Origin of the sequence: Micromonospora jinlongensis (assembly GCF_013410645.1) — a bacterium.
Lineage (GTDB): Bacteria > Actinomycetota > Actinomycetes > Mycobacteriales > Micromonosporaceae > Micromonospora > Micromonospora zamorensis.
This window is the reverse complement of sequence record NZ_JACCHK010000001.1, coordinates 3,757,783-3,777,456: the sequence shown is the minus strand read 5'-3', so window position 1 is coordinate 3,777,456 and position 19,674 is coordinate 3,757,783. Positions and strand designations below refer to the sequence as shown.

At 71.3% G+C, this 19,674-nt stretch carries 21 protein-coding genes; 10 read left to right on the top strand and 11 right to left on the bottom strand.

Annotation, left to right across the window (positions count from 1 at the left end; translation table 11 throughout):
- Positions 1-102 precede the first annotated feature (102 nt).
- Entirely contained in the window at positions 103-891 is a 789-nt protein-coding gene (locus HNR22_RS16665; RefSeq protein ID WP_179781130.1) for a class I SAM-dependent methyltransferase, read from the bottom strand.
- 80 nt (positions 892-971) lie between these two features.
- Positions 972-1,739, bottom strand: coding sequence for an SDR family oxidoreductase (locus tag HNR22_RS16660; RefSeq protein WP_099848859.1), 768 nt, complete (start codon positions 1,737-1,739; stop codon positions 972-974).
- Positions 1,740-1,943: 204 nt separating this feature from the next.
- On the opposite strand from HNR22_RS16660, the gene mshA reads away from it, so the two are divergent.
- From mshA to HNR22_RS31865, 3 genes are all read left to right on the top strand, one after another.
- Positions 1,944-3,308, top strand: coding sequence for a D-inositol-3-phosphate glycosyltransferase (gene mshA, locus HNR22_RS16655; RefSeq protein WP_179781129.1), 1,365 nt, complete (start codon positions 1,944-1,946; stop codon positions 3,306-3,308).
- A 57-nt stretch (positions 3,309-3,365) separates the two neighbouring features.
- Positions 3,366-3,881 carry a type III secretion system chaperone family protein gene (locus HNR22_RS16650; protein ID WP_088952043.1) on the top strand — a complete coding sequence of 172 codons (516 nt, stop codon included), beginning with the start codon at positions 3,366-3,368 and terminating at the stop codon, positions 3,879-3,881.
- Positions 3,882-4,241: 360 nt separating this feature from the next.
- Positions 4,242-5,105, top strand: a complete 864-nt coding sequence (locus HNR22_RS31865) for a hypothetical protein (protein ID WP_425488105.1) — start codon at positions 4,242-4,244, stop codon at positions 5,103-5,105.
- Positions 5,106-5,477: 372 nt separating this feature from the next.
- Here HNR22_RS31865 and HNR22_RS16640 read toward each other — a convergent pair whose 3' ends face one another.
- Together HNR22_RS16640 and HNR22_RS16635 are read right to left on the bottom strand one after the other, a co-directional pair.
- The gene (locus HNR22_RS16640) at positions 5,478-6,773 is read right to left on the bottom strand and encodes an MFS transporter (protein ID WP_179781127.1); all 1,296 of its coding nucleotides are present in this window, start codon (positions 6,771-6,773) and stop codon (positions 5,478-5,480) included.
- A gap of 98 nt (positions 6,774-6,871) precedes the next feature.
- Positions 6,872-8,158 (bottom strand): MDR family MFS transporter, encoded by a 1,287-nt coding sequence (locus HNR22_RS16635; protein WP_179781126.1) that lies wholly within the window; start codon positions 8,156-8,158, stop codon positions 6,872-6,874.
- A gap of 152 nt (positions 8,159-8,310) precedes the next feature.
- Here HNR22_RS16635 and HNR22_RS16630 point away from each other — a divergent pair, with 152 nt between their 5' ends.
- Positions 8,311-9,078 (top strand): phosphoglyceromutase, encoded by a 768-nt coding sequence (locus HNR22_RS16630; protein WP_141911319.1) that lies wholly within the window; start codon positions 8,311-8,313, stop codon positions 9,076-9,078.
- Positions 9,079-9,143: 65 nt separating this feature from the next.
- Here the strand turns inward: HNR22_RS16630 and phoU are convergent, their stop codons facing one another.
- Positions 9,144-9,797 (bottom strand): phosphate signaling complex protein PhoU, encoded by a 654-nt coding sequence (gene phoU, locus HNR22_RS16625; protein WP_179781125.1) that lies wholly within the window; start codon positions 9,795-9,797, stop codon positions 9,144-9,146.
- A 204-nt stretch (positions 9,798-10,001) separates the two neighbouring features.
- Here phoU and HNR22_RS16620 point away from each other — a divergent pair, with 204 nt between their 5' ends.
- Complete coding sequence (locus tag HNR22_RS16620) at positions 10,002-11,285, top strand: ATP-binding protein (protein ID WP_179781124.1); 1,284 nt, start codon at positions 10,002-10,004, stop codon at positions 11,283-11,285.
- A 23-nt stretch (positions 11,286-11,308) separates the two neighbouring features.
- On the top strand, positions 11,309-11,992 hold the full coding sequence (locus HNR22_RS16615; protein ID WP_030329696.1) for a response regulator transcription factor: 684 nt from the start codon (positions 11,309-11,311) through the stop codon (positions 11,990-11,992).
- Between the two features lie 301 nt (positions 11,993-12,293).
- Here the strand turns inward: HNR22_RS16615 and HNR22_RS16610 are convergent, their stop codons facing one another.
- Genes HNR22_RS16610 through HNR22_RS16600 form a run of 3 tightly spaced genes read right to left on the bottom strand, consistent with a single transcriptional unit; the run spans position 12,294 to position 13,710 of the window.
- Positions 12,294-12,644, bottom strand: coding sequence for a type II toxin-antitoxin system death-on-curing family toxin (locus HNR22_RS16610; protein ID WP_343059843.1), 351 nt, complete (start codon positions 12,642-12,644; stop codon positions 12,294-12,296).
- Positions 12,645-12,676: 32 nt separating this feature from the next.
- Complete coding sequence (locus tag HNR22_RS16605) at positions 12,677-12,877, bottom strand: ribbon-helix-helix domain-containing protein (protein WP_145790112.1); 201 nt, start codon at positions 12,875-12,877, stop codon at positions 12,677-12,679.
- Positions 12,878-12,912: 35 nt separating this feature from the next.
- Complete coding sequence (locus HNR22_RS16600) at positions 12,913-13,710, bottom strand: DUF3109 family protein (RefSeq protein ID WP_179783583.1); 798 nt, start codon at positions 13,708-13,710, stop codon at positions 12,913-12,915.
- Positions 13,711-13,790: 80 nt separating this feature from the next.
- On the opposite strand from HNR22_RS16600, the gene HNR22_RS16595 reads away from it, so the two are divergent.
- Both HNR22_RS16595 and HNR22_RS16590 read left to right on the top strand, forming a co-directional pair.
- Positions 13,791-14,735, top strand: coding sequence for a Ppx/GppA phosphatase family protein (locus HNR22_RS16595; protein ID WP_179781122.1), 945 nt, complete (start codon positions 13,791-13,793; stop codon positions 14,733-14,735).
- Between the two features lie 75 nt (positions 14,736-14,810).
- Positions 14,811-15,617, top strand: a complete 807-nt coding sequence (locus HNR22_RS16590; RefSeq protein WP_179781121.1) for a TIM barrel protein — start codon at positions 14,811-14,813, stop codon at positions 15,615-15,617.
- Positions 15,618-15,647: 30 nt separating this feature from the next.
- Here the strand turns inward: HNR22_RS16590 and HNR22_RS16585 are convergent, their stop codons facing one another.
- Genes HNR22_RS16585 through HNR22_RS16575 form a run of 3 tightly spaced genes read right to left on the bottom strand, consistent with a single transcriptional unit; the run spans position 15,648 to position 17,695 of the window.
- On the bottom strand, positions 15,648-16,235 hold the full coding sequence (locus tag HNR22_RS16585) for a CGNR zinc finger domain-containing protein (protein WP_088950349.1): 588 nt from the start codon (positions 16,233-16,235) through the stop codon (positions 15,648-15,650).
- 19 nt (positions 16,236-16,254) lie between these two features.
- Positions 16,255-17,421, bottom strand: a complete 1,167-nt coding sequence (locus HNR22_RS16580) for a glutathionylspermidine synthase family protein (protein ID WP_179781120.1) — start codon at positions 17,419-17,421, stop codon at positions 16,255-16,257.
- A 1-nt stretch (position 17,422) separates the two neighbouring features.
- On the bottom strand, positions 17,423-17,695 hold the full coding sequence (locus tag HNR22_RS16575) for a hypothetical protein (RefSeq protein WP_343059842.1): 273 nt from the start codon (positions 17,693-17,695) through the stop codon (positions 17,423-17,425).
- Between the two features lie 149 nt (positions 17,696-17,844).
- On the opposite strand from HNR22_RS16575, the gene HNR22_RS16570 reads away from it, so the two are divergent.
- Together HNR22_RS16570 and HNR22_RS16565 are read left to right on the top strand one after the other, a co-directional pair.
- Positions 17,845-18,765: a proline dehydrogenase family protein gene (locus tag HNR22_RS16570; protein WP_179781119.1), complete on the top strand. Its 921-nt coding sequence runs from the start codon at positions 17,845-17,847 to the stop codon at positions 18,763-18,765.
- A gap of 103 nt (positions 18,766-18,868) precedes the next feature.
- Positions 18,869-19,669 (top strand): alpha/beta fold hydrolase, encoded by an 801-nt coding sequence (locus tag HNR22_RS16565; RefSeq protein ID WP_179781118.1) that lies wholly within the window; start codon positions 18,869-18,871, stop codon positions 19,667-19,669.
- Positions 19,670-19,674 lie beyond the last annotated feature (5 nt).

Below are 19,674 nucleotides of genomic sequence, written 5' to 3'. Positions count from 1 at the left end.
GCTGGGCAAACGGGATACCCGGGGTGAAAACACCCACCATAACTCCATGATCGACCGACCGGGGCCGGGCGGGGGGTTCGGGGCGGGTCGGGCCGGCGGGGGTCAGGGGAGGGGCCAGGGGAGGGTCAACTCGCCCTGGCGCCAACGGCCGGGGCCGTTCAGGATCGGCCAACTGGTCTCGCGGAGGCGGCTCACCGCTCTGAGCCAGCGTTGGCGGGGGCCGAAGGTGGCGTACGGGGCGGCGGCCTGCCAGGCGTCGTCCAGCGCGCGGATCAGATCGTGCACCGGCTCACCGGGAACGTTGCGGTGAATCAGCGCCTTCGGTAGCCGCTCGGCCAGCTCTGCGGGGCTGCCCAGCGTGGTGAGTTTCGCGGCGAGGGTCAGCGTCCGGGGGCCCTGGGCGTCGATCAGCAGCCAACTGGCGAGGCGGCCCAACTCGTCGCACGTGCCCTCGACGAGTGCCCCACCCGGGGCCAGCGCGGCGGTCATCGTCCGCCAGGCGTCCGACACCTCGCTCTCGTCGTACTGTCGGAGCACGTTGAACGCGCGGACCAGCACCGGCCGGAGCCCGGCCAGCTCGAACCCACCCCGGGCGAACGTGAGGCCGGGGGGGTCGGCGGCCGGCGCCGCCGCGGCCACCCGGGCCGGGTCGATCTCCAACCCGACCAGCCGTACGTCGGGACGCACCCCCGCCGCCAGCCGAGCGCGCAGTTCCACAGCGGTCACCGGGGTGGCGCCGTAGCCGAGGTCGACCACCAGGGGGTCGGCCGCCGCCGACAGCCGGTCGGCGCAGGTGGCGACGATCCAGTTGTCCACCCGACGGAGTCGATTCGGGTTGGTCGTGCCCCGGGTGACCACGCCGAGCGGCCGGCGCCGCGCCGCGCCGCTCATACCCGGCTCACTCCTCGCGCTTCACTGGCCGCTTGTGTTCGCGACTGCGGGGCTCGCAAACCCGGCTCACTCCTCGCCCTTCACTGGCTGACTCGGTGCACCTTGTGCTGGGCGGCCTGCGCCCGTGGTCGGACCACCAACCGGTCGATGTTGACGTGCTCCGGGCGGGTGGCGCACCAGGCGATGCAGTCGGCGACGTCCTCGGCGACCAGCGGCCCCGGCACCCCGGCGTAGACGGCGGCCGCCCGTTCCGCGTCACCCTCGAAGCGAACCAGCCCGAACTCGTCGGTCTTCACCATGCCCGGGTCGATCTCGATCACCCGCAGCGGCCGGCCGCACAGCTCCAGGCGCAGGGTGCCGGCAATGGCGGTCTGCGCGTGCTTCGCCGCCGTGTAGCCGCCCCCACCTTCGTAGACGGTCAGTCCGGCGGTGGAGGAGACCACCACGATGGTGCCGGAACCGGACGCCTCCAGTGCGGGCAGCAGCGCCTGGGTGACCCGCAGAGTGCCGAGCACGTTGACGTCGTACATCCACTGCCAGTCGGCGACCGAGCCGGACTCCACCGGGTCCAGTCCACGCGCTCCGCCGGCGTTGTTGACCAGCAGGGTGACCGGCCCGGGTGCCTGCGCGGCGGCCTCGGCCAGCGCGGCCACCGACTCGTCCGAGGTGATGTCGCAGGTCACCGCGGTGGCCTGCCCACCGGCGGCGGTGATCTCGGCGACCAGGTCGGCGAGGCGTTCGGCGCGGCGGGCGGCCGCGAGCACGTGGAAGCCCTCGGCGGCGAGCCGGCGGGCGGTGGCCGCGCCGATCCCGCTGGATGCTCCGGTGACGATGGCGACAGAGGTCATTTCGACATTGTGCCCCGGCCGCACGATCCGCCCCGACCGGGCGCGGGGGCACCCGTTGACGGCGTCCCCTTGATGAGGTCCGTCACCCGTGGGGGCCGCGCCGGGAATTTCCGAAGCCCGATGGGGAAGATGACATCCGGCGCACAGGTTGACCGAGAAGCGCCGGTCGTGCGAGACGGCATCAACCGTGGCGAAGGAGCGGATGTGGCGGAAATGCACACCGGTGTCGGGCGTCAGCGAGGTGCCCAACCGTGGCCCCGGCCTCGCCGCATCGCCACCCTGTCGGTTCACACCTCCCCCCTGCACCAGCCCGGCACGGGCGACGCCGGTGGAATGAACGTCTACATCCTCGAAGTCGCCCGGCGGCTCGCCGAGGCCAACGTCGAGGTGGAGATCTTCACCCGGGCCACCTCCGGCGACCTCCCCCCGGTTGTCGAGATGGCGCCCGGCGTGCAGGTCCGGCACATCACCTCCGGGCCCCTGGAGGGCCTCACCAAGGAGGAACTGCCCGGCCAGCTCTGTGCCTTCACCGCCGGGGTGCTGCGCGCCGAGGCGTCCCGCCCGCCCGGGCACTACGACCTGATCCATTCCCACTACTGGCTCTCCGGTCAGGTCGGCTGGCTGGCCAAGGAGCGGTGGGGTGTGCCTCTGGTGCACACCGCGCACACCCTCGCGAAGGTCAAGAACGCCCAGCTCGCTGCCGGTGACCGACCAGAGCCGAAGGCTCGGGTGATCGGCGAGGAGCAGGTGGTCGCCGAGGCGGACCGGCTGGTCGCCAACACCCGGGTCGAGGCCAGCGACCTCCTCGATCGGTACGACGCCGACCCCGCCCGCGTGTCCGTCGTACAGCCGGGTGTCGACCTGGGCCGGTTCCGGCCCGCGCCGGGCGAGCGGTCCGCGGCTGCCCGCAAGGCTCGCCGCCAGCTGGGGCTGCCGGCCGAGGGGTACGTCGTCGCCTTCGTCGGTCGGATCCAACCGCTCAAGGCCCCGGACGTGCTGATCCGCGCGGTTGCCGCCCTGCGGGAGCGTGACCCGGCACTGGCCGACCAGGTGACCGTGGTCATCTGCGGCGGGCCCAGCGGCAGTGGCCTGGACCGGCCGACCGCCCTGATCGAGCTGGCCGGCAAGCTCGGCGTCACCGACGGGGTGCGGTTCCTGCCCCCGCTCACCGGCGACGACCTGCCCGCGCTGTACCGGGCCGCCGATCTCGTCGCCGTGCCGTCGCACAACGAATCGTTCGGGCTGGTCGCCCTGGAGGCACAGGCCTGCGGTACGCCGGTGCTGGCCGCCGCCGTCGGAGGACTGGTCACCGCCGTACGGGATCAGGTGAGCGGCGTACTCATCGACGGCCACGACCCGGTCGACTGGGCCCGTGCGCTGGGTCGCCTTCTGCCGGACCGGGCACTCCGGGCGGTGCTGGGCCGAGGCGCCGAGCAGCACGCCCGGCAGTTCTCCTGGGACCGCACGGTCACCGGCCTGCTCGGGGTGTACGGCGAGGCGATCGCCGGGCAGCGCGCCCGACTCGCGGCGGACCTGGCCGGTGATCCGGCGCTGTCCTGCTCCTGGTGACCCGGTACACCGGTCGCCAACCGGTGCGTTGGCCGGGTCGGTCGTAGAGTGGGTCCGGTGAGCCCGAAGAGCGATCTTGCGACCCTGATCGAGTCGGTCTGTGCCGAGCGTGACCTGGCCTGGGAGTCGACCGGCCCCGGCTCGTACGCGGTGACCCTGCCGGGCACCCACAAGCTCAAGACGATCTGCAACCTGATCGTCGGCGAGCACGCGCTGCGCATCGAGGCGTTCGTGATGCGTCAGCCGGACGAGCGCCGCGAGGAGCTGTGGGCCTGGCTGTTGCAGCGCAACGCGCGTATGTACGGCGTCTCCTTCTCCACCGACGCCGTCGGCGACGTGTACCTGACCGGGAGGGTCAACCCGGCCGGCGTGGACGCCGACGAGTTGGACCGGCTGCTCGGTTCCGTGCTCACCTACTCCGACGAGTCGTTCGACACGATGCTGGAGATCGGCTTCGGCAGTTCGATCCGTCGGGAGTACGAGTGGCGGGTCAAGCGCGGCGAGTCGACCGCCAACCTGGCCGCGTTCGCCCATCTCTTCGAGCCCTCCGGCTCCGGCCCCGACCCGGCCTGACCGCACAGCGGCACCGCGCTCGGTGCCGCGCCTCCCGCGCCTCCCGCGATGAGGGTGGTTCGGAGTGCTCCTGACGGGTATGCCGCACCGCGCGGTGCGGCAAGGGACCCCCGCGCGCCGAGGACGGAGTGCCAAGGAGCGGAGCATCCCATGGCTCAGCGGAACAGCTCAGGTCGCGGCGCGACTGCGACCAGGACGAAGCGACAGGCCGGTAACCAGACGCCGGGTACCCCGGGAGTCTCCGAGTCGGAGATCTCCCGGATGCGGGTGGACGACATCCGCGGGCAACTGCGCAAACGCGGGGTCTCCGGGATCTCCGCGCTGCGTAAGCCCGACCTGGTGAAACAGCTGGTGCGTTCGATGCGGGCCGGCGCGGGTCGGAGCAGCACCGGCCCGTCGGGTCGGGCCACCGGCACCAGGGCGTCGGCGGGTCGTGCCGCCGCCACCAAGAAGTCGGCGGCCAGGGCGGCGCCGAGCCGGGCGAAGGCCGCGCCGGCGAACAAGAGCGCACCGGCGAAGCGGGCAGCGGCGAAGAAGACGACCGCCGCCCGCAAGTCGACAGCGGCCAAACGGACGACGGCGGCGCAGAAGACGACGGCGGCGAAGAAGACGACAGCCGCCAAGAAGACGACGGCGGCGACGTCTACGGCCGCGCGCAGGACGGCGACGGCCCGTACGGCGCCGGCCCGCAAGGCGCCGGCCAGGAAGGCGCCGGCGCGGCCGGCGGCGAAGCGTACGGCACCGGCGAAGCGCACAACGGCGAAGCGGGCGGCGCCCGCCAAGCGCACCACGGCAAAGCGTGCGGCCCCTGCCAAGCGCACCGCGCCGGCCGGTGGCGGCGCGGCAGCCGGTGGGATCCGGACCGGACGGGGAACCGGACGGTCGGTCCGCAGCTCGCAGGTGATCTCGTCGTTGACGGATCGGCCGGAGCGGCCCGGGCGGAGCCTGATCACCGCGAATCACGAGGTGATCCAGCGCTGGGCCCGGGAACGCGGGGCGAAGCCGGCGACCATCGCCGGCACCGAGCGGGATGGTCGGGCGGGTGTGTTGACCTTCAACATCCCCGGATACCGGGAAAGCAGCCGGATTCGGGAAATCACCTGGGATGACTGGTTTTACACTTTCGACCTGCGCAAGCTGAACCTGATTTATCAGGAACAGATGCGCGACGGCCGGCAGAGCAACTTCTTCCGGACCGAGTCACCCGATCGGGAAGACGGTTAGGCGTTTGCGGGAATGGCTGCCGGGTACGCGGCTGTTGCCAATGACCGAGGCCGGAACAGCGGATACTCGCCAGTTGTGACGGGCGAGACAGCCGATCTGGGTTGAATCCAGAATCCGGGCGAACTAGCTTTATTGCACCGCACCACGCTTGGAAACGTTCGGGGGAGCGGCGGATCGATCAGATCCGCGCACCAGGCGAGGTGCGAGGGGACGGGTGGATAACCGTTGGGGGACGGTGACCACCTGTTTGGACCGGCGGCGTGAGCGGGCGACGCTTACGGGGGTGAGTGTCTGCCCGCCGCCGCCGGCCCCACCGGCGGGCGCCCACCATGACTTTCGGGTCGTGGTGGGCGCTTTGCCGTGGAATGCTGATTACGCGGTTGGCACGCGGTCTGCGGTTGTTGTCAATTCTGGCCGGGCGGCCTGACGCAGCGCGGCGACGTGTCGTTCCCGGGGTGGCCCGGCCAGCAGATGCCCGAGCGCGGCCAGCAGGCCCACCCCACCCACGATCAGCCAGTGCAGGTCGCCGAGGTGCTCAAGGCTCACTCCGCCGAGCGTGGGAGCGATGAAGGCGGCCGCCGGGAACGTCAGGTAGAAGACCGACTGGTAGCGCGCGCGCAACTGCGGCGGTGCCAGGTCGGCGTTGATCTGCGCGTTGGGCGGGGCGGCGAGCATCGAGCCGACCGTCCAGACCACTGCGGCGCCCAGGTAGACGGCCAGTTCGTCGGCGACGGCGAGCACCCCGAAGCCGAGCGCCAGCAGTGCGGTGGAGGCGGCCAGCACGACGTCCTTGCGGTGCCGGTCGATCAGCCGGGGCACGAACAGTTGCCCGATCACGATCAGCGCGCCGCCGAGCGCCACCACCACCCCGTACGCCGACGGGCCCAGGCCGTCCGCCCGCATGGCCAACGGCATGATCGTCGACGTCTGCATGGTGAGTACGGCCAGCACGAAGGTGAGCCCGACGAAGACCAGGAACGTGCGGTCGGTCAGCGCGGTGTGCAGTCCTGGCCGGCGGGGCCGGACGGACCTCGCCGCGGCACGGGCGGCCGGCGGATGGTCGGCTGTGGGCCTGGCCAGACGCAGGGTTTCCGGCACCTTCCAACCGATCACGGCGGCGGCGGTCAGAGTGGCACCGGCGTCAACCAGGAACAGCGCGGTGAAGCTCGCCTCGGCCAGCACCCCGGCGAGCAACGAGGCGACCGCCATGCCCAGGTTGAACGCCCAGAACTGGAGGTTGAAGGCGCGTGAGCGGCGCTCGGCGGGCACCACGTCGACGATCGCCGCGACGAACGCCGGGCTGGGCATCGAGTGGACCACGCCGACGAGCGCGGCGAGCACCGCGATCAGGAGGAGGGGTCGGCTGAAGGCGAGCGCCACCATCAGGGCGGCCGTTGCCAGGTGCGCGGCGAGCAGCGTCGCCCGGCGGCCCCAGCGGTCGGCGAGCACCCCGCCGAGCAGCACTCCGGCGGCTCCTCCGGCCCCGTACGCGCCGACGACAGTGCCGGCCAGCCCGACGCTCGCCCCGCGGACGTCGGTGAGGTACAGCGAGAGGAACAGCATGGCGAAGGCGCCGGCCCGGTTGATCAGTAGGCCGGCCCAGAGGTACCAGAAGGTGGCGGGAAGTCCGCCTGCGGTGTCGTGCCACCAGCGCCGCGCGGCGTACAACCGGCCTCCCTACAGTTCAGCTTCTTAACCGTTTCATCTGCACGGTAGAAAACCCGGGCCGCGTCGCGCCAGTTGAAGCCCGAACCTCGGGCGTGTCGTCAGACGGCGGCCTCGGCGGGCTGGGACCCCCGGGTGGCGGTGACCGGTGTCAGCGCCTCGCCGGAGCGGCGCAGCGCGGCGGCACGCCGCTCCCGGGCCGGCCCCGACACCAGGTGGGCCACGGCGGTCACGACGCCGAGCGCGGCGCAGCCGTACCAGAGCGCGTCGTTGCCGATGTGCTCGCGCACCAGGCCGCCCAGGATCGGCGCGCTGGCCCCGGCGATCTGCCAGGAGAGGGAGAAGACGCCCTGGTAGCGGCCGCGCAGCTCGGCGGGGGAGAGCTCGGCGATCAGGGTGGAGTTGGACGGCGAGTTCAGCATCTCGCCGACCGTCCAGATCAGCACGGTCAAGCCGTAGAACCAGGCGGTGCCGGCGAACGCGGTCAGCCCGAACCCGACGCCCATCACCACGGATGCCAGCGCGAGCACGTGTGAGCGGCTCCGACCCCGGATCAGTCGGGGCACGAAGAGCTGGCCGACCACGATCAGGATGCCGTTCAGCGCGATCACCGAGCCGTAGGTGGCCGGGCTCAGGCCGTCGTCGCCCATCGCGATCGGCAGCATCGAGATGTGCTGAAGGAAGACCAGCGCGGCGAACAGGTTGAGTGCCACGAAGCCGAGGTAGACCCGGTCGGTGAGGATCGTGCGCAGGGCGCCGCGCGGAGCCGCGGTGGTGACGGTGGCGGTGACCGAACGAACCTGCCGGGTCTCCGGCACCCGGCTGAAGATGATCAGCGCGGTGATCAGCATCGTGCCGGCGTCGACCACGAACAGCAGCAGGTAGTCCGCCTGCGCGGCGAGACCGGCGAGGACGGCGGCGCAGGCGAAGCCCAGGTTGATCGCCCAGTAGTTGAGCGAGAACGCCCGCAGTCGGTCCTTCGCCGGCACCACGTCGATCATCATCGCGCCGAACGCGGGTCGGGCCGCCTCGGCGAACATGCCGAGCAGCAGGGCGCCCAGCGCCACCGCCCAGAGGTCCCGGGCCAGGCCGAGGCCGAGCATCATCACGGCGGCGCCAACGTGTGCGGTGAGCAACGTCGGTCGCCGGCCCCACCGGTCCGCGAGAGTGCCGCCGGCAGTGGTGCCGAACGCGCCGCCGACGCCCCACAGGCCGATCACAAGCCCGGCCTGGGAGGCCGAGAAGCCGCGTTCCTGGGTCAGGTAGATGGCGAGGAACACGAGGACGAACGAGCCGAGCCGGTTGATCAGGGTGCCCGACCACAGGTACCAGAAGGTGGTGGGCAGGCCGCCGGTGGTGTCCCGGAACCAGCTCCGCATCGTCCGCATATGGCGCCCCGCTTGCAAGTAATGACCGATGTGACTGTTGCGCCTTACAACCCTAGTGGCGGGCCGAGCCGCTGGTCACCCGGATTTTCACGTGGTGGTCGTCACGACGGCTGCCCGCGTGTCCCCTCGGCGGTTGAGGCAGGATGATCCGCATGACTGCGAGCGAAGGGCCCACCGTCGGGACGCTGGTCCTGCTGCGACACGGTGAGAGCGACTGGAATGCCAAGAACCTCTTCACCGGTTGGGTGGACGTCGACCTGACCGAGAAGGGCGAGGGCGAGGCGAGGCGCGGCGGTGAGCTGATGCGCGAGCACAGCCTGCTGCCGGATGTCGTGCACACCAGCGTCATGCGCCGTGCGATCCGCACCGCCGAGCTGGCGCTCAACGCCGCCGACCGGCACTGGATCGCGGTGCGCCGGTCGTGGCGGCTCAACGAGCGGCACTACGGCGCCCTGCAGGGCAAGAACAAGAAGCAGACCCTCGACGAGTACGGCGAGGAGCAGTTCATGCTCTGGCGCCGGTCGTACGACACGCCGCCGCCGCCGATCGCGGACGACGACGAGTGGTCGCAGGTGGGTGACCCCCGCTACGCGCTGCTGCCGACCGAGCTGATGCCGCGTACGGAGTGCCTCAAGGACGTCGTCGACCGGATGCTGCCCTACTGGTACGACTCGATCGTGCCGGACATCCTGGCCGGCCGGACGGTGCTGGTGGCCGCGCACGGCAACTCGCTGCGCGCCCTGGTCAAGCACCTGGACCAGATCTCCGACGAGGCGATCGCCAAGCTCAACATCCCGACGGGCATCCCGCTGCGCTACGACCTCGACCCGCAGCTGCGCCCGCTCACGCTGGGCGGCACCTACCTCGACCCGACCGCCGCGAAGGCAGCCGCCGCGGCGGTGGCCAACCAGGGCCGCTGAGCTGTCGGAAAGGGCCCCCTGTCACGCGCGAAGCGATGATCGGGGGCCCTTTCTCGTCTCGTACGTCAGTTGCTGGTGGGCGCGCTCTGCCCGGTGATCAGGTAGATCACGTGCTCGCCGGCGTTGACCGCGTGGTCGGCGAAGCGCTCGTAGAAGCGACCCAGCAGGGTGGCGTCGATCGCGGTCTCCACCCCGTACGGCCAGTCGTCGCCGAGCAGCACCGCGAACAGGTTCTTGTGCAGCTCGTCCATGGCGTCGTCGTCGCCGTCCAGTTCGCCGGCGAGGTCGACGTCGGGCTTCGCCAGCACCGAGCCGATCTTGACCGCCATCCGGTCGGCGATCTCGGACATCTCGGTGAAGACCGTCCGAAGCTCGGCCGGGACGGCGGGGGAGGGGTGCCGGCGCAGCGCGGTCTTCGCCACGTGCTCCGCCAGGTCGCCCATCCGTTCGAGATCAGCGGCCACGTGCAGCGCGGTGATCATCGCCCGGAGGTCGGAGGCGACCGGCGCCTGTCGGGCGAGCAGGTCACAGACCCGCTCCTCGACGTGCCGGTAGAGGTCGTCGATCTCGGCGTCCCGCTCGATGACCGTCTCGGCGGCCTGCCGGTCGGCGGTGAGCAGGGCCCGGGTGGCCTGGCGCATGGCGGCGCGGACGCCCTCCGCCATGTCCACCAGCAGTTGGCTGACGATCTGGAGGTCGGCCCGGAACTCGTCGCGCATCATCACGTCCTGTGTTCGGTCGCCGCCGACGGGTGCCGGCGCAGGGGGTTGAGCAGGTGCGACGCCAACGGTAGGGCGCGCGGACGGACCCCGGATGAACCACGGTGAACGACGTCAGACGCGGGGGTGAACAGTTCTGAAAGTGAGGGTGGTTCGTCCCGATCTGTGTGGTAGCCAGGTTAACAATGACCCTACGATCGCCGGGTGGAGTGGGCAGTGGCGGTCGTGGTCGCCGTGGCGTTGGTGGCCGGGTTGGCCGCCGGTTTCCTGCTGCCCCGGTTCCTGCCCGCACGGGACGGCCGCTCCACGTCGACGGGCAGCGCGAGCTCCCGCTGGAGCAGGGGGAGGCCCGCGATAGCCGACGAGCAGCAGACCGGGCTCGGCCGCCGGACGATCGACTCGCTCCGGGCCGGCGTCGTGGTACTCGACAACGACGACGAGCCCGTGCTGATCAACCCGGCCGCCCGCGCGATGGGGCTTCTGCGTACCGGCAGCACCCCCGGCTCGATAGCCGCGCACCCGCTGATCCGTACCCTTGCCGGCCAGGTGCGACGCACCGGCGTGCGGCGCGAGATCGAGCTTGACCTGCCCCGAGGTCGCGACAGCGCGGGCGAGAACCCACTCGGCGTGCACCTGCGGGCGATGGGTCTGGGCAACGGTTTCATCGCCGTCGAGGCGGTCGACGTGACCGAGTCGCACCGGCTGACCCGGGTGCGACGCGACTTCGTGGCCAACGTGAGCCACGAGCTGAAGACCCCGATCGGCGCACTTCAACTGCTGGCCGAGGCCCTGCTGGACGCCACCGAACCGGCCGACGCGGCGGCGCCCGACCTCTCCGAGGACCTGGTGGCTGCCCGCCGGTTCGCCGAACGCATCCAGCACGAGTCGACCCGGCTGGGCCGGCTGGTGCAGGAGTTGCTGGAGTTGACCCGCTTGCAGGGCGCGGAACCGCAACCACCACCGGAGCCGGTCGCGCTGGACTGGGTGATCGCCGAGGTCGTCGATCGGACCCGCACCACCGCCTCCGCCCGAGGTGTCGAGGTGACCGTGGACGGTCAGCGGGGCCTCACCGCGTACGGCAGCGACTCGCAACTCGCCACGGCGGTGGCGAACCTCGTGGAGAACGCCATCAACTACTCCGGCGCGGACACCACGGTGCGGGTCACCCTGCGCGGCGACGACGAGCACGTCGAGGTCGCCGTCGCTGACCAGGGCATCGGCATCGCGCCCACCGACGTGGACCGGATCTTCGAACGGTTCTACCGGGCCGACCAGGCCCGCTCGCGTGCCACCGGCGGCACCGGGCTCGGGCTGGCGATCGTGAAACACATCGCGAGCAACCATGGCGGACGGGTCGAGGTGTCGAGCACTCTTGGTGGTGGATCGACGTTCACCCTCCGGCTGCCTGCCAGTCCACCGGACGACCTCCTGGCGACACTGCCGCCGGTTGGGATCGAGTCCGGTCCGGCTGGGCTACGGCAGGTCTGACAGCAATGGAAAGGAAATCCCCGTTGAGCCGCGTTCTCGTGGTCGAGGACGAGGAGTCGTTCTCCGACGCCTTGTCGTACATGCTCCGTAAGGAGGGTTTCGAGGTTTCGGTCGCCGCGACCGGCACCGACGCCCTCACCGAGTTCGACCGGACCGGCGCCGACATCGTGCTGCTCGACCTGATGTTGCCCGAGATGTCGGGGACCGAGGTCTGCCGGCAACTGCGGCAGCGCTCGGCCGTGCCGATCATCATGGTCACCGCCCGGGACAGCGAGATCGACAAGGTGGTCGGGCTGGAGATCGGCGCCGACGACTACGTCACGAAGCCGTACTCGCCGCGGGAGCTGGTCGCCCGGATCCGTGCGGTGCTGCGCCGGCAGAGCCCGGAGGTGGCCGAGGCGGGTGCCCCGACGCTGGCCGCCGGGCCGGTGCGGATGGACATCGAGCGGCACGTGGTGACCGTCGACGGCGGGGCCGTGCAGCTGCCGTTGAAGGAGTTCGAGCTGTTGGAGCTGCTGCTGCGCAACGCGGGCCGGGTGCTGACCCGTGGCCAGCTCATCGACCGGGTCTGGGGTGCGGACTACGTCGGTGACACCAAGACGTTGGACGTGCACGTCAAGCGCCTGCGCTCCAAGATCGAGCCGGAGCCGTCCGCGCCGCGCTTCATCGTCACCGTGCGGGGTCTGGGCTACAAGTTCGAGCCGTGATCGGCGTACCTGAAGGGGGTCTGCGCTCGGCGCAGGCCCCCTTCAGGCTGTCCGGACAGTGGCTGGGGTGGTGTCCTTCTCCGCCTGTAAAGCTGCCCCAGTTATGGGACGGCGCAAGCGCGTTGCGCTCGCGAGGGCTGGGGACACACGCCGCCCTGGCCCGACGGGTGTACCCGCGCCACCCTGGTCTGCTGCCCCATTGCCGGGGCAGCTCTACAGGTGGAGAAGGGATGGTCCGGTGGGCCGGCAGCGGACGGACCAATGCCTGGTGGGACAGCACGCGGGCGCGTTCGGGTGCTGTTCAGAACAACTTGTGCAAGGCGCCCGCGATGTCGGCCACCTCCGTCAGCCGGCTTTCCGTAACGCTGATGACGAGGTCGTACGCGATGTCCTGGTCGACCTCGTCGAGCTGAGCGATGGTGACGGCGTGATTCTGGAGCAGGAAAGTGATCGCCACGATCCAGCCGATCCGCTTGTTGCCGTCCACGAACGGGTGGTTGTTGACCAGTGAGTGCAGCAGTGCCGCTGCCTTGGTCCACAGGTCGGGGTAGGCGTCTTCGCCGAACACGCTCGTCTGCGGCCGGGCCACAGCCGACTCGACGAGGCCGGCGTCCCTGATCCCAACGCCGATCTTGCGGGCGATGCTCGCCACGTCAGCGAGCGTGGGGTAACGGGTCTCCGTCATCACTCCGCCAGGCGAGCGAGCAGCGTGGCGTGACGCTCGATGATCTCGTCGGCGAGGTCGCCGAACTCCTTGGCGTTCCGCCGGGCCAGGTAGTCGTCGATCGCGGTGACGACGACGGCGTGCATCGACCGTGCCTCTTCGTCCGCAACGAGACGGAGTCGCCGTTCACGGTCGTCGTCAAGTCGCAGCGTCATGGCCATGCCGAAAATGGTAGCAGCAGTGCTACCAAGATCCGCTAGAGTTGGTCGGCGGGGTGCGGGGCGACCATGCCCTGCTTCGTCCGGGCCGCGCACAGCTCGGCCAGCCGCTCGTACGCGGCAGCGCCGATCAGCGCGGTCAGCTCCGGGGAGTACGACAGGTACATCGGTTCGGCGCCGACGTGCGCGTCCGTCGAGGAGGTGCACCACCAGTCCAGATCGTGCCCGCCGGCTCCCCAGCCCCGCCGGTCGAACTCGGACAGGGTGGAGACCAGCACCTTGGAGTTGTCCGGGCGCTTGACCCAGTCCTGATCGCGGCGGATCGGCAACTGCCAACAGACGTCCGGCTTGTATTCCAGCGGGTGCACCCCGTCGCGCAACGCCTGGGCGTGCAGGGCGCAGCCACCCCCGCCGACGAAGTCGGCGTCGTTGAGGAACACGCACGGGCCGTCGGCGCCCTGGGTGGCGGTGCGGCGGGCCGGGTTCTTGCCGTCGATGGTGTCCTCGTCGGTCCAGTTCTTGAACCCGCGCCGGAAGTGCTGCCAGGTTTCCGGGGTGAGCCGCTTGACGGCGTTGCGGACCCGCTTCTCGTCGTCCGAGTCGGTGAAGAACGCCCCGTGCGAGCAGCAACCGTCGGCGGCCCGACCGGCGATGATGCCGTGGCAGCCCTTGCCGAAGATGCAGGTCCAGCGGGAGAGCAGCCAGGTCAGGTCGGCCCGGATCAGGTGCGTCTCGTCAGCCGGGTCGGTGAACTCGATCCACTCCCGGGGAAAATCCAGTGGCACCTCGCGACTGCGCGGATCGCCCGGGTCGTCCACCAGCACACGGAGCTCCATCGTCACCCGGCCCAGCGTACGCGTGGTGGCGTCCGCAGGCCGACGAGCCGCGCAAACGTGTTGCGCCTAGGGTCTTCACCATGCGACTGGGTGTCCTCGACGTCGGATCCAACACGGTGCACCTCCTCGTGGTTGACGCGCACCACGGCGCGCACCCGTGGCCGGCGCACTCCGAGAAGGTGGTGCTCCGGCTGGCCGAGCAGATCGGCCCCGACGGTGCGCTGACCGAGGCGGGCGCCGACGGGCTGGTCAAGGCCGTCGGCATGGCGAAGGCGGCGGCCGCCGGGCTGGAGGCAGACGACCTGATCGCGTTCGCCACGTCCGCGGTGCGCGACGCCACCAACGCGGCCGACGTGCTGGCCCGGGTCCGGGACGAGACCGGCGTACGGCTGGCGGTGCTCTCCGGTGCGGACGAGGCGCGGATGACGTTCCTGGCCGTGCGGCGGTGGTTCGGCTGGTCGGCTGGTCGGCTGCTGGTGCTGGACATCGGCGGTGGCTCCCTGGAGATCGCCGCCGGGATCGACGAGGACCCGGCCGCCGCGGTCTCGCTGCCGCTCGGCGCCGGCCGGCTGACCCGGGAGCGACTGCGGGTCGACCCGGCCAGCGTGGCCCCGCCGTCGGCGGAGGCCGTCGAGAAGCTCCGCGAGTACGTGGACGGCCGGCTGGACAAGGTGGTCGACCAGATGACCGAGGTCGGCTGGGATCGGACGGTGGCCACCTCGAAGACGTTCCGCACCCTGGCCCGACTGGCCGGGGCGGCGCCGTCCGGTTCCGGGCTCTGGGTGCGTCGCAGCCTGACCCGCGCCGGGTTGCGGCAGGTCATCGGGTTCATTCGGCACATCCCGCCGGCGAAGCTCATGGAGTTGGAGGGTGTCAGTGCGGGGCGGGCCCACCAGTTGCTGGCCGGCGCGGTGGTCGCCGAGGCGGTGATGCGCCGCCTGGATCTGGACTCGCTGGACATCTGTCCGTGGGCACTGCGCGAGGGGGTCATCCTCCGTCGGCTGGATCAACTCGAACCGATCTGAGCGGGCTCCCGGTTTCGGGCGGTTTGCCGGCGCTCGTCACGATGTCCCGGGCGCTGCCGGGCTACGCTGGTTGATGTGACTTCCCGCGTTCCTGTGCTTCTGTCCAGCTCGTCGGTCTTTCCCGAGCCGACCGCGGCGGCGTTCCAACTGGCTGCGGCACTCGGCTACGACGGCGTCGAGGTGATGGTCTGGACCGACGTGGTCAGCCAGGACGCGGGCGCGCTGCGCGGCCTCTCGGAGCACTACGGCGTGCCGGTGCTCTCGGTGCACGCGCCCTGCCTGCTGGTCACCCAGCGGGTGTGGAGCCCGGACCCGTGGGAGCGGCTGCGGAAGGCCGCCGAGCTGGCCGAGACGCTGGAGGCGCCGACCGTCGTGGTGCACCCACCGTTCACCTGGCAGCGGGACTACGCGCGCAACTTCACCGAGGGGCTGGCCACCGTCGGGGACCGGTTCCCCGGGCTGCGCTTCGCCGTGGAGAACATGTACCCGGTGCGGATGGCCGGTCGGCAGTTCGTCCCGTATGTCCCGGGTTGGGATCCCACCGACACCGGCTACCCGTCGTACACCCTGGATCTGTCGCACTGCGCGGCCTCGCACAGCGACCCGCTGGAGATGGCCGACCGGATGGGCGCCGGTCTGGCGCACGTCCACCTCGGCGACGGCACCGGTGAGGGCCGCGACGAGCACCTGGTGCCCGGTCGTGGCACCCAGCCGTGCGGTGAGCTGCTGTCCTCGCTGGCCGGGCGTGGCTTCACCGGGTCGGTGGCGGTGGAGGTCGCCACCCGGGGCGCGAAGAGCCGCGCGGTGCGCGAAGCCGACCTGCGCGCCGCGCTGGAGTTCGCCCGCCAGCACCTGACCGCGCCGTCACCGGTCGACGTCTGACCCGTCCGCCCGAACCGGGCGGTGGCGGTGTCAGCTGACCGGCGAGAGCGAGTCGACGCCGGCGGTCGGCTGCGCGGCGACCGTCACCTGCTCGCCGATTGCCGCCCGCTTGCGGGCCCGGTGCGCCGCCACGTGCGAGCGGGTGGCGCACCGCTCCGAGCAGAACCGCCGGCAGCAGTTGGACGACGTGTCCAGGTAGACGTTGCCGCACCGCTCGTCGGCGCAGACCCCGAACCGGGCGCTGCCGTACTCGCAGAGCCAGACCGACAGCCCCCAGACCGCGCCGGCCAGGTATTCGGCACTGACCGAGGCACCGCGGCTGGTGACGTGCATGTGCCAGTCGCTGGAGTCGTGCCCGGAGATGCGCGGCTGCACCGGAAACGCCTCAAGCAGCGCGTTCAGCTCGGTGACCGCCTGGCCGTCACGCCCGGAGGTGCCGTACTCGAAGACGTCGCGCAACCGCTTCTGGGCCCGTCGGAAGATCGCGACGTCCCGGTCCGCGACCTCGTCGCGCATCCAGGCGTTGTCGTCGGGGAAGAGGGCCCGCAGGTCGTCGAGGTCGTCCAGGCGGGCGTTGACCAGGTCAACACCGGTCCGGGCGTACGCGTCGAAGTTCACGCCCCCAACGGTAGACGACTCACGGGGTGCGCGGCGCGTCGATGTAGTGGGGCAGGAACCGCGCGTAGCCGTCGGTGATCAGGCTGGCGCTCTCCCGCACCCCCACCCCGGCCGATTCGCCGTCGACGATCCAACTGCCCAGCACCATCCGGTTGCCCGCGAACTGCGGCAGCGCCCGGAACTCCTGGTAGCACCAGCCCTCGTCGCCGTAGATCCCCGGGTTGGTGATCTCCTCGTCGGCGGTGACGATGCGTACCGAGCCGCCCTCCCGGCCGAGCAGGGGCTTGGCCACGTACTCGGACATGCCGCGCGGCGAGTCGAGGTACGCCGGGAGCAGGTACTCGTGGTCGGGGTACAGCTCCCACAGGACGGCGAGCAGCGCCTTGTTGGACAGCAGCAGCTTCCAGGCCGGCTCGATCCAGGTGGTCGGGGTGCCCGGTGCCAGTGCCGCCGGCCCGTACGGCTCGGCCAGCATCCACTCCCACGGGTAGAGCTTGAAGCAGGTGGTCACCGGAAGGTCGTCGGCGTCGACGAAACGCCGGCCGTCCCAGCCGATCTTCTGGATCGGGAGCAGCTCGACGTCGAGGCCGGCCTGTCGGGCGGTCTCGGCGAGGTAGCCGGCGGTCATGTGGTCCTCGCCGGACTCCTCCTCGTTCGACCAGAGCACGTGCACCCGGCGCTCGTGCAGCCCGGCCCCGATCTTGGCCCAGGCGCCGACCAGCCGCTCATGCAGGCTGTTCCACTGATCCAGCTCCGGCCGGGTCTGCTCCAGCCAGTACCACTGGATGATGCTCGCCTCGACCAGCGCGGTCGGGGTGTCCGCGTTGTACTCCAGCATCTTCGGTGGCCAGGTGCCGTCGTACGCCAGGTCGAAGCGCCCATAGAGGGTGGGTGGCGCCTCGCGCAGCGACCGGGCCACCGCGTCGGCCGCCCACTGCGGGATGCCGAACTCGGCGTACCGGCGGTGGGTCACCACGTGCTCGGCGGCGGCCACGGACATCCGGTGCAGCTCCTCGGTGGCTTCCTCCAGGCGCAGCACCTCGTCCAGGTCGAAGGCGTACGCGGCGGTCTCGTCCCAGTACGACATGATCCCGCCGTCCGGCAGCTCGGTGTCGACGTAGACCAGCCCCTGCTCCCGAATGGTGGTGTCCCAGTCGGGTCGGGGTGTGACCGTCATACGGCGCATGTCAGCCGCCGCAGGCGGCGAGGTGGGTGCCGAACCCGCCGCGATCGGGCAGAGCCGCGGTGGTCGGCTCCGGGGCGGCGCGACCGGCGGCGGAGTCGGGGACCCGCATCGCCAGCGCGACCGTGTCGCCGCCGCCGACGGGCCCGAGAGCGCAGTCGTCGTCATCGTCGTCGTCCGAGGTCATGTTGCAGCCGGAAAGGGCGAGCGCGAGAGCGGTGAGCGCGCCGAGCTGCACGGAGGCCGACCGGAGCCGGCGGCGGGGGCGTTGGTCCACGGCATCGTTGTAGCCGATCGGCGCCACCGCCGCCGTCCCGCCCCTGGGTCAGGAGGGATTTTGTTGTGCAACGGGCCCTTCCCGGCATCCGGGCGGGCCGCACCGCCGCCCCTCGGCGGGGGCCCTGGCAGGGGCGTTACGCTCGGCTCATGCTCCGTTCCGTCATCCTCGCCGCCTCCCGGTCATCCCAGGTCGAGCGGCTCGTCGCGACTGCCCCGTACACCCGGGACGTCGTCCGCCGGTTCGTCGCCGGCGCTGCCACCGACGACGCGTTGCGCGCGACCCGCGGGCTCGTCGACGACGGTCTCGCTGTCACCCTCGACCACCTCGGTGAGGACACCGTCACTCCCGAGCAGGCCATCGCCACCCGCGACGAATACCTGAAGCTGCTGAAGACGCTCGCCGCCGCGGGGCTGACCCCGGCCGCCGAGGTGAGCGTGAAGCTGTCCGCGCTCGGCCAGATGTTCGACGAGCAGTTGGCGTACGACAACGCGCGGGCGATCTGCGCGGCGGCCGACGCGGCGGGCACCACTGTCACCCTGGACATGGAGGACCACACCACCACCGACTCGACGTTGGAGGTGCTGGGCCGGCTGCGCAAGGACTTCCCGTCGACGGGCGCGGTGCTCCAGGCGTACCTGCGCCGGACCGAGTCGGACTGCCGGGAGCTGTCCTCGGCCGGGTCGCGGGTGCGGCTGTGCAAGGGCGCCTACAAGGAGCCGGAGTCGGTGGCGTACCAGTCGGCCCGTGAGGTGGACAAGTCGTACGTGCGCTGCATGAACATCCTGATGTCCGGCGACGGCTACCCGATGCTGGCCACCCACGACCCTCGGATGATCGCCATCGGCGAGGACCGGGCCCGGTGGTTCGACCGGGGGCCGGAGCGCTTCGAGTTCCAGATGCTCTACGGCATCCGCCCCGAGGAGCAGGCGCGCCTCGCGGGCGAGGGTTACACCGTGCGGACCTACGTCCCGTACGGCGACGAGTGGTACGGCTACCTGATGCGCCGGCTCGCCGAGCGCCCGGCCAACCTGGTCTTCTTCGGCCGCGCCCTGATCTCCAAGAAGTAGCCCGACATCGGTCGACGGGCCGGCGGTGACCCCCGGGGTCGCCGCCGGCCTGTTTCGCGTGATCCGGGTGACTCCCTTGACCAGGAGCCTTAGCTTCTGAGCTGTGACAACTAGCCAGGTGCGGCGCGACGGCGGACACATCGCGTACGAGGCGCACGGGCAGGGCCCGCTGGTCGTCCTCGTGCACGGCATGGGGGAGAACCGGGCGAGCTTCCGGCACCTCACGCCACTGCTGGTGGCGGCCGGTTACCGGGTCGCCTCGGTCGACGTCCGGGGGCACGGGGAGTCCACCGCCGGCTGGCCCACGTACGCACCGGCCGAGGTCGGCGCCGACCTGCTGGCCGTCGTCCGCGACCTCGATGCCGGGCCGGCCGTGCTGGTCGGCAGCTCGTCCGGCGCCGCGGCGGTGATCTTCGCCGCCACCGACGCCCCCGAGCTGGTCTCCGGCATCGTGCAGATCGGCGCGTTCGTCGGTAAGCCGAAGCTCAACCCGCTGCTGCGGTTGACGCAGGCCGCAGTGCTGCGCAGCCCCCGACTGTTCGGGAGGTTCCACAACACGCTCTTCCCGGTGCACCGGCCCACCGATGACGCCGCGTACCGCCGGTCGATGGTGGCCAACCTGCGCGAACCCGGCCGGATGGCCGCGACCCGCGGCGTGATCGCGCCGGCCGAGCCGCACTGGACGGCCCGCGCCCCCCAGGTCCGGCAACCCGTGCTGGTGCTGATGGGTTCCAAGGATCCGGACTTCCCCGACCCGGGCGCGGAGGCCCGGGCCGCCCGCCGGCTCTTCCGCACCGCCGAGGCCCGGATGATCGAGGAGTCCGGCCACTACCCGCACGCCGACCGGCCGCAGCGCACCGCCGAGGAGCTGCTCGGCTTCCTGGCGGTGTGCACCGGTGCCTAGGGTCG

Coding starts and splice junctions, on each gene's coding strand:
- HNR22_RS16665 (WP_179781130.1), bottom strand. CDS start 891: ATGAGCGGCGCGGCGCGGCGCCGGCCGCTCGGCGTGGTCACCCGGGGC.
- HNR22_RS16660 (WP_099848859.1), bottom strand. CDS start 1,739: ATGACCTCTGTCGCCATCGTCACCGGAGCATCCAGCGGGATCGGCGCG.
- HNR22_RS31865 (WP_425488105.1), top strand. CDS start 4,242: ATGCGGGCCGGCGCGGGTCGGAGCAGCACCGGCCCGTCGGGTCGGGCC.
- HNR22_RS16635 (WP_179781126.1), bottom strand. CDS start 8,158: ATGCGGACGATGCGGAGCTGGTTCCGGGACACCACCGGCGGCCTGCCC.
- HNR22_RS16630 (WP_141911319.1), top strand. CDS start 8,311: ATGACTGCGAGCGAAGGGCCCACCGTCGGGACGCTGGTCCTGCTGCGA.
- phoU (WP_179781125.1), bottom strand. CDS start 9,797: ATGCGCGACGAGTTCCGGGCCGACCTCCAGATCGTCAGCCAACTGCTG.
- HNR22_RS16605 (WP_145790112.1), bottom strand. CDS start 12,877: ATGGCCATGACGCTGCGACTTGACGACGACCGTGAACGGCGACTCCGT.
- HNR22_RS16600 (WP_179783583.1), bottom strand. CDS start 13,710: ATGGAGCTCCGTGTGCTGGTGGACGACCCGGGCGATCCGCGCAGTCGC.
- HNR22_RS16595 (WP_179781122.1), top strand. CDS start 13,791: ATGCGACTGGGTGTCCTCGACGTCGGATCCAACACGGTGCACCTCCTC.
- HNR22_RS16580 (WP_179781120.1), bottom strand. CDS start 17,421: ATGCGCCGTATGACGGTCACACCCCGACCCGACTGGGACACCACCATT.
- HNR22_RS16570 (WP_179781119.1), top strand. CDS start 17,845: ATGCTCCGTTCCGTCATCCTCGCCGCCTCCCGGTCATCCCAGGTCGAG.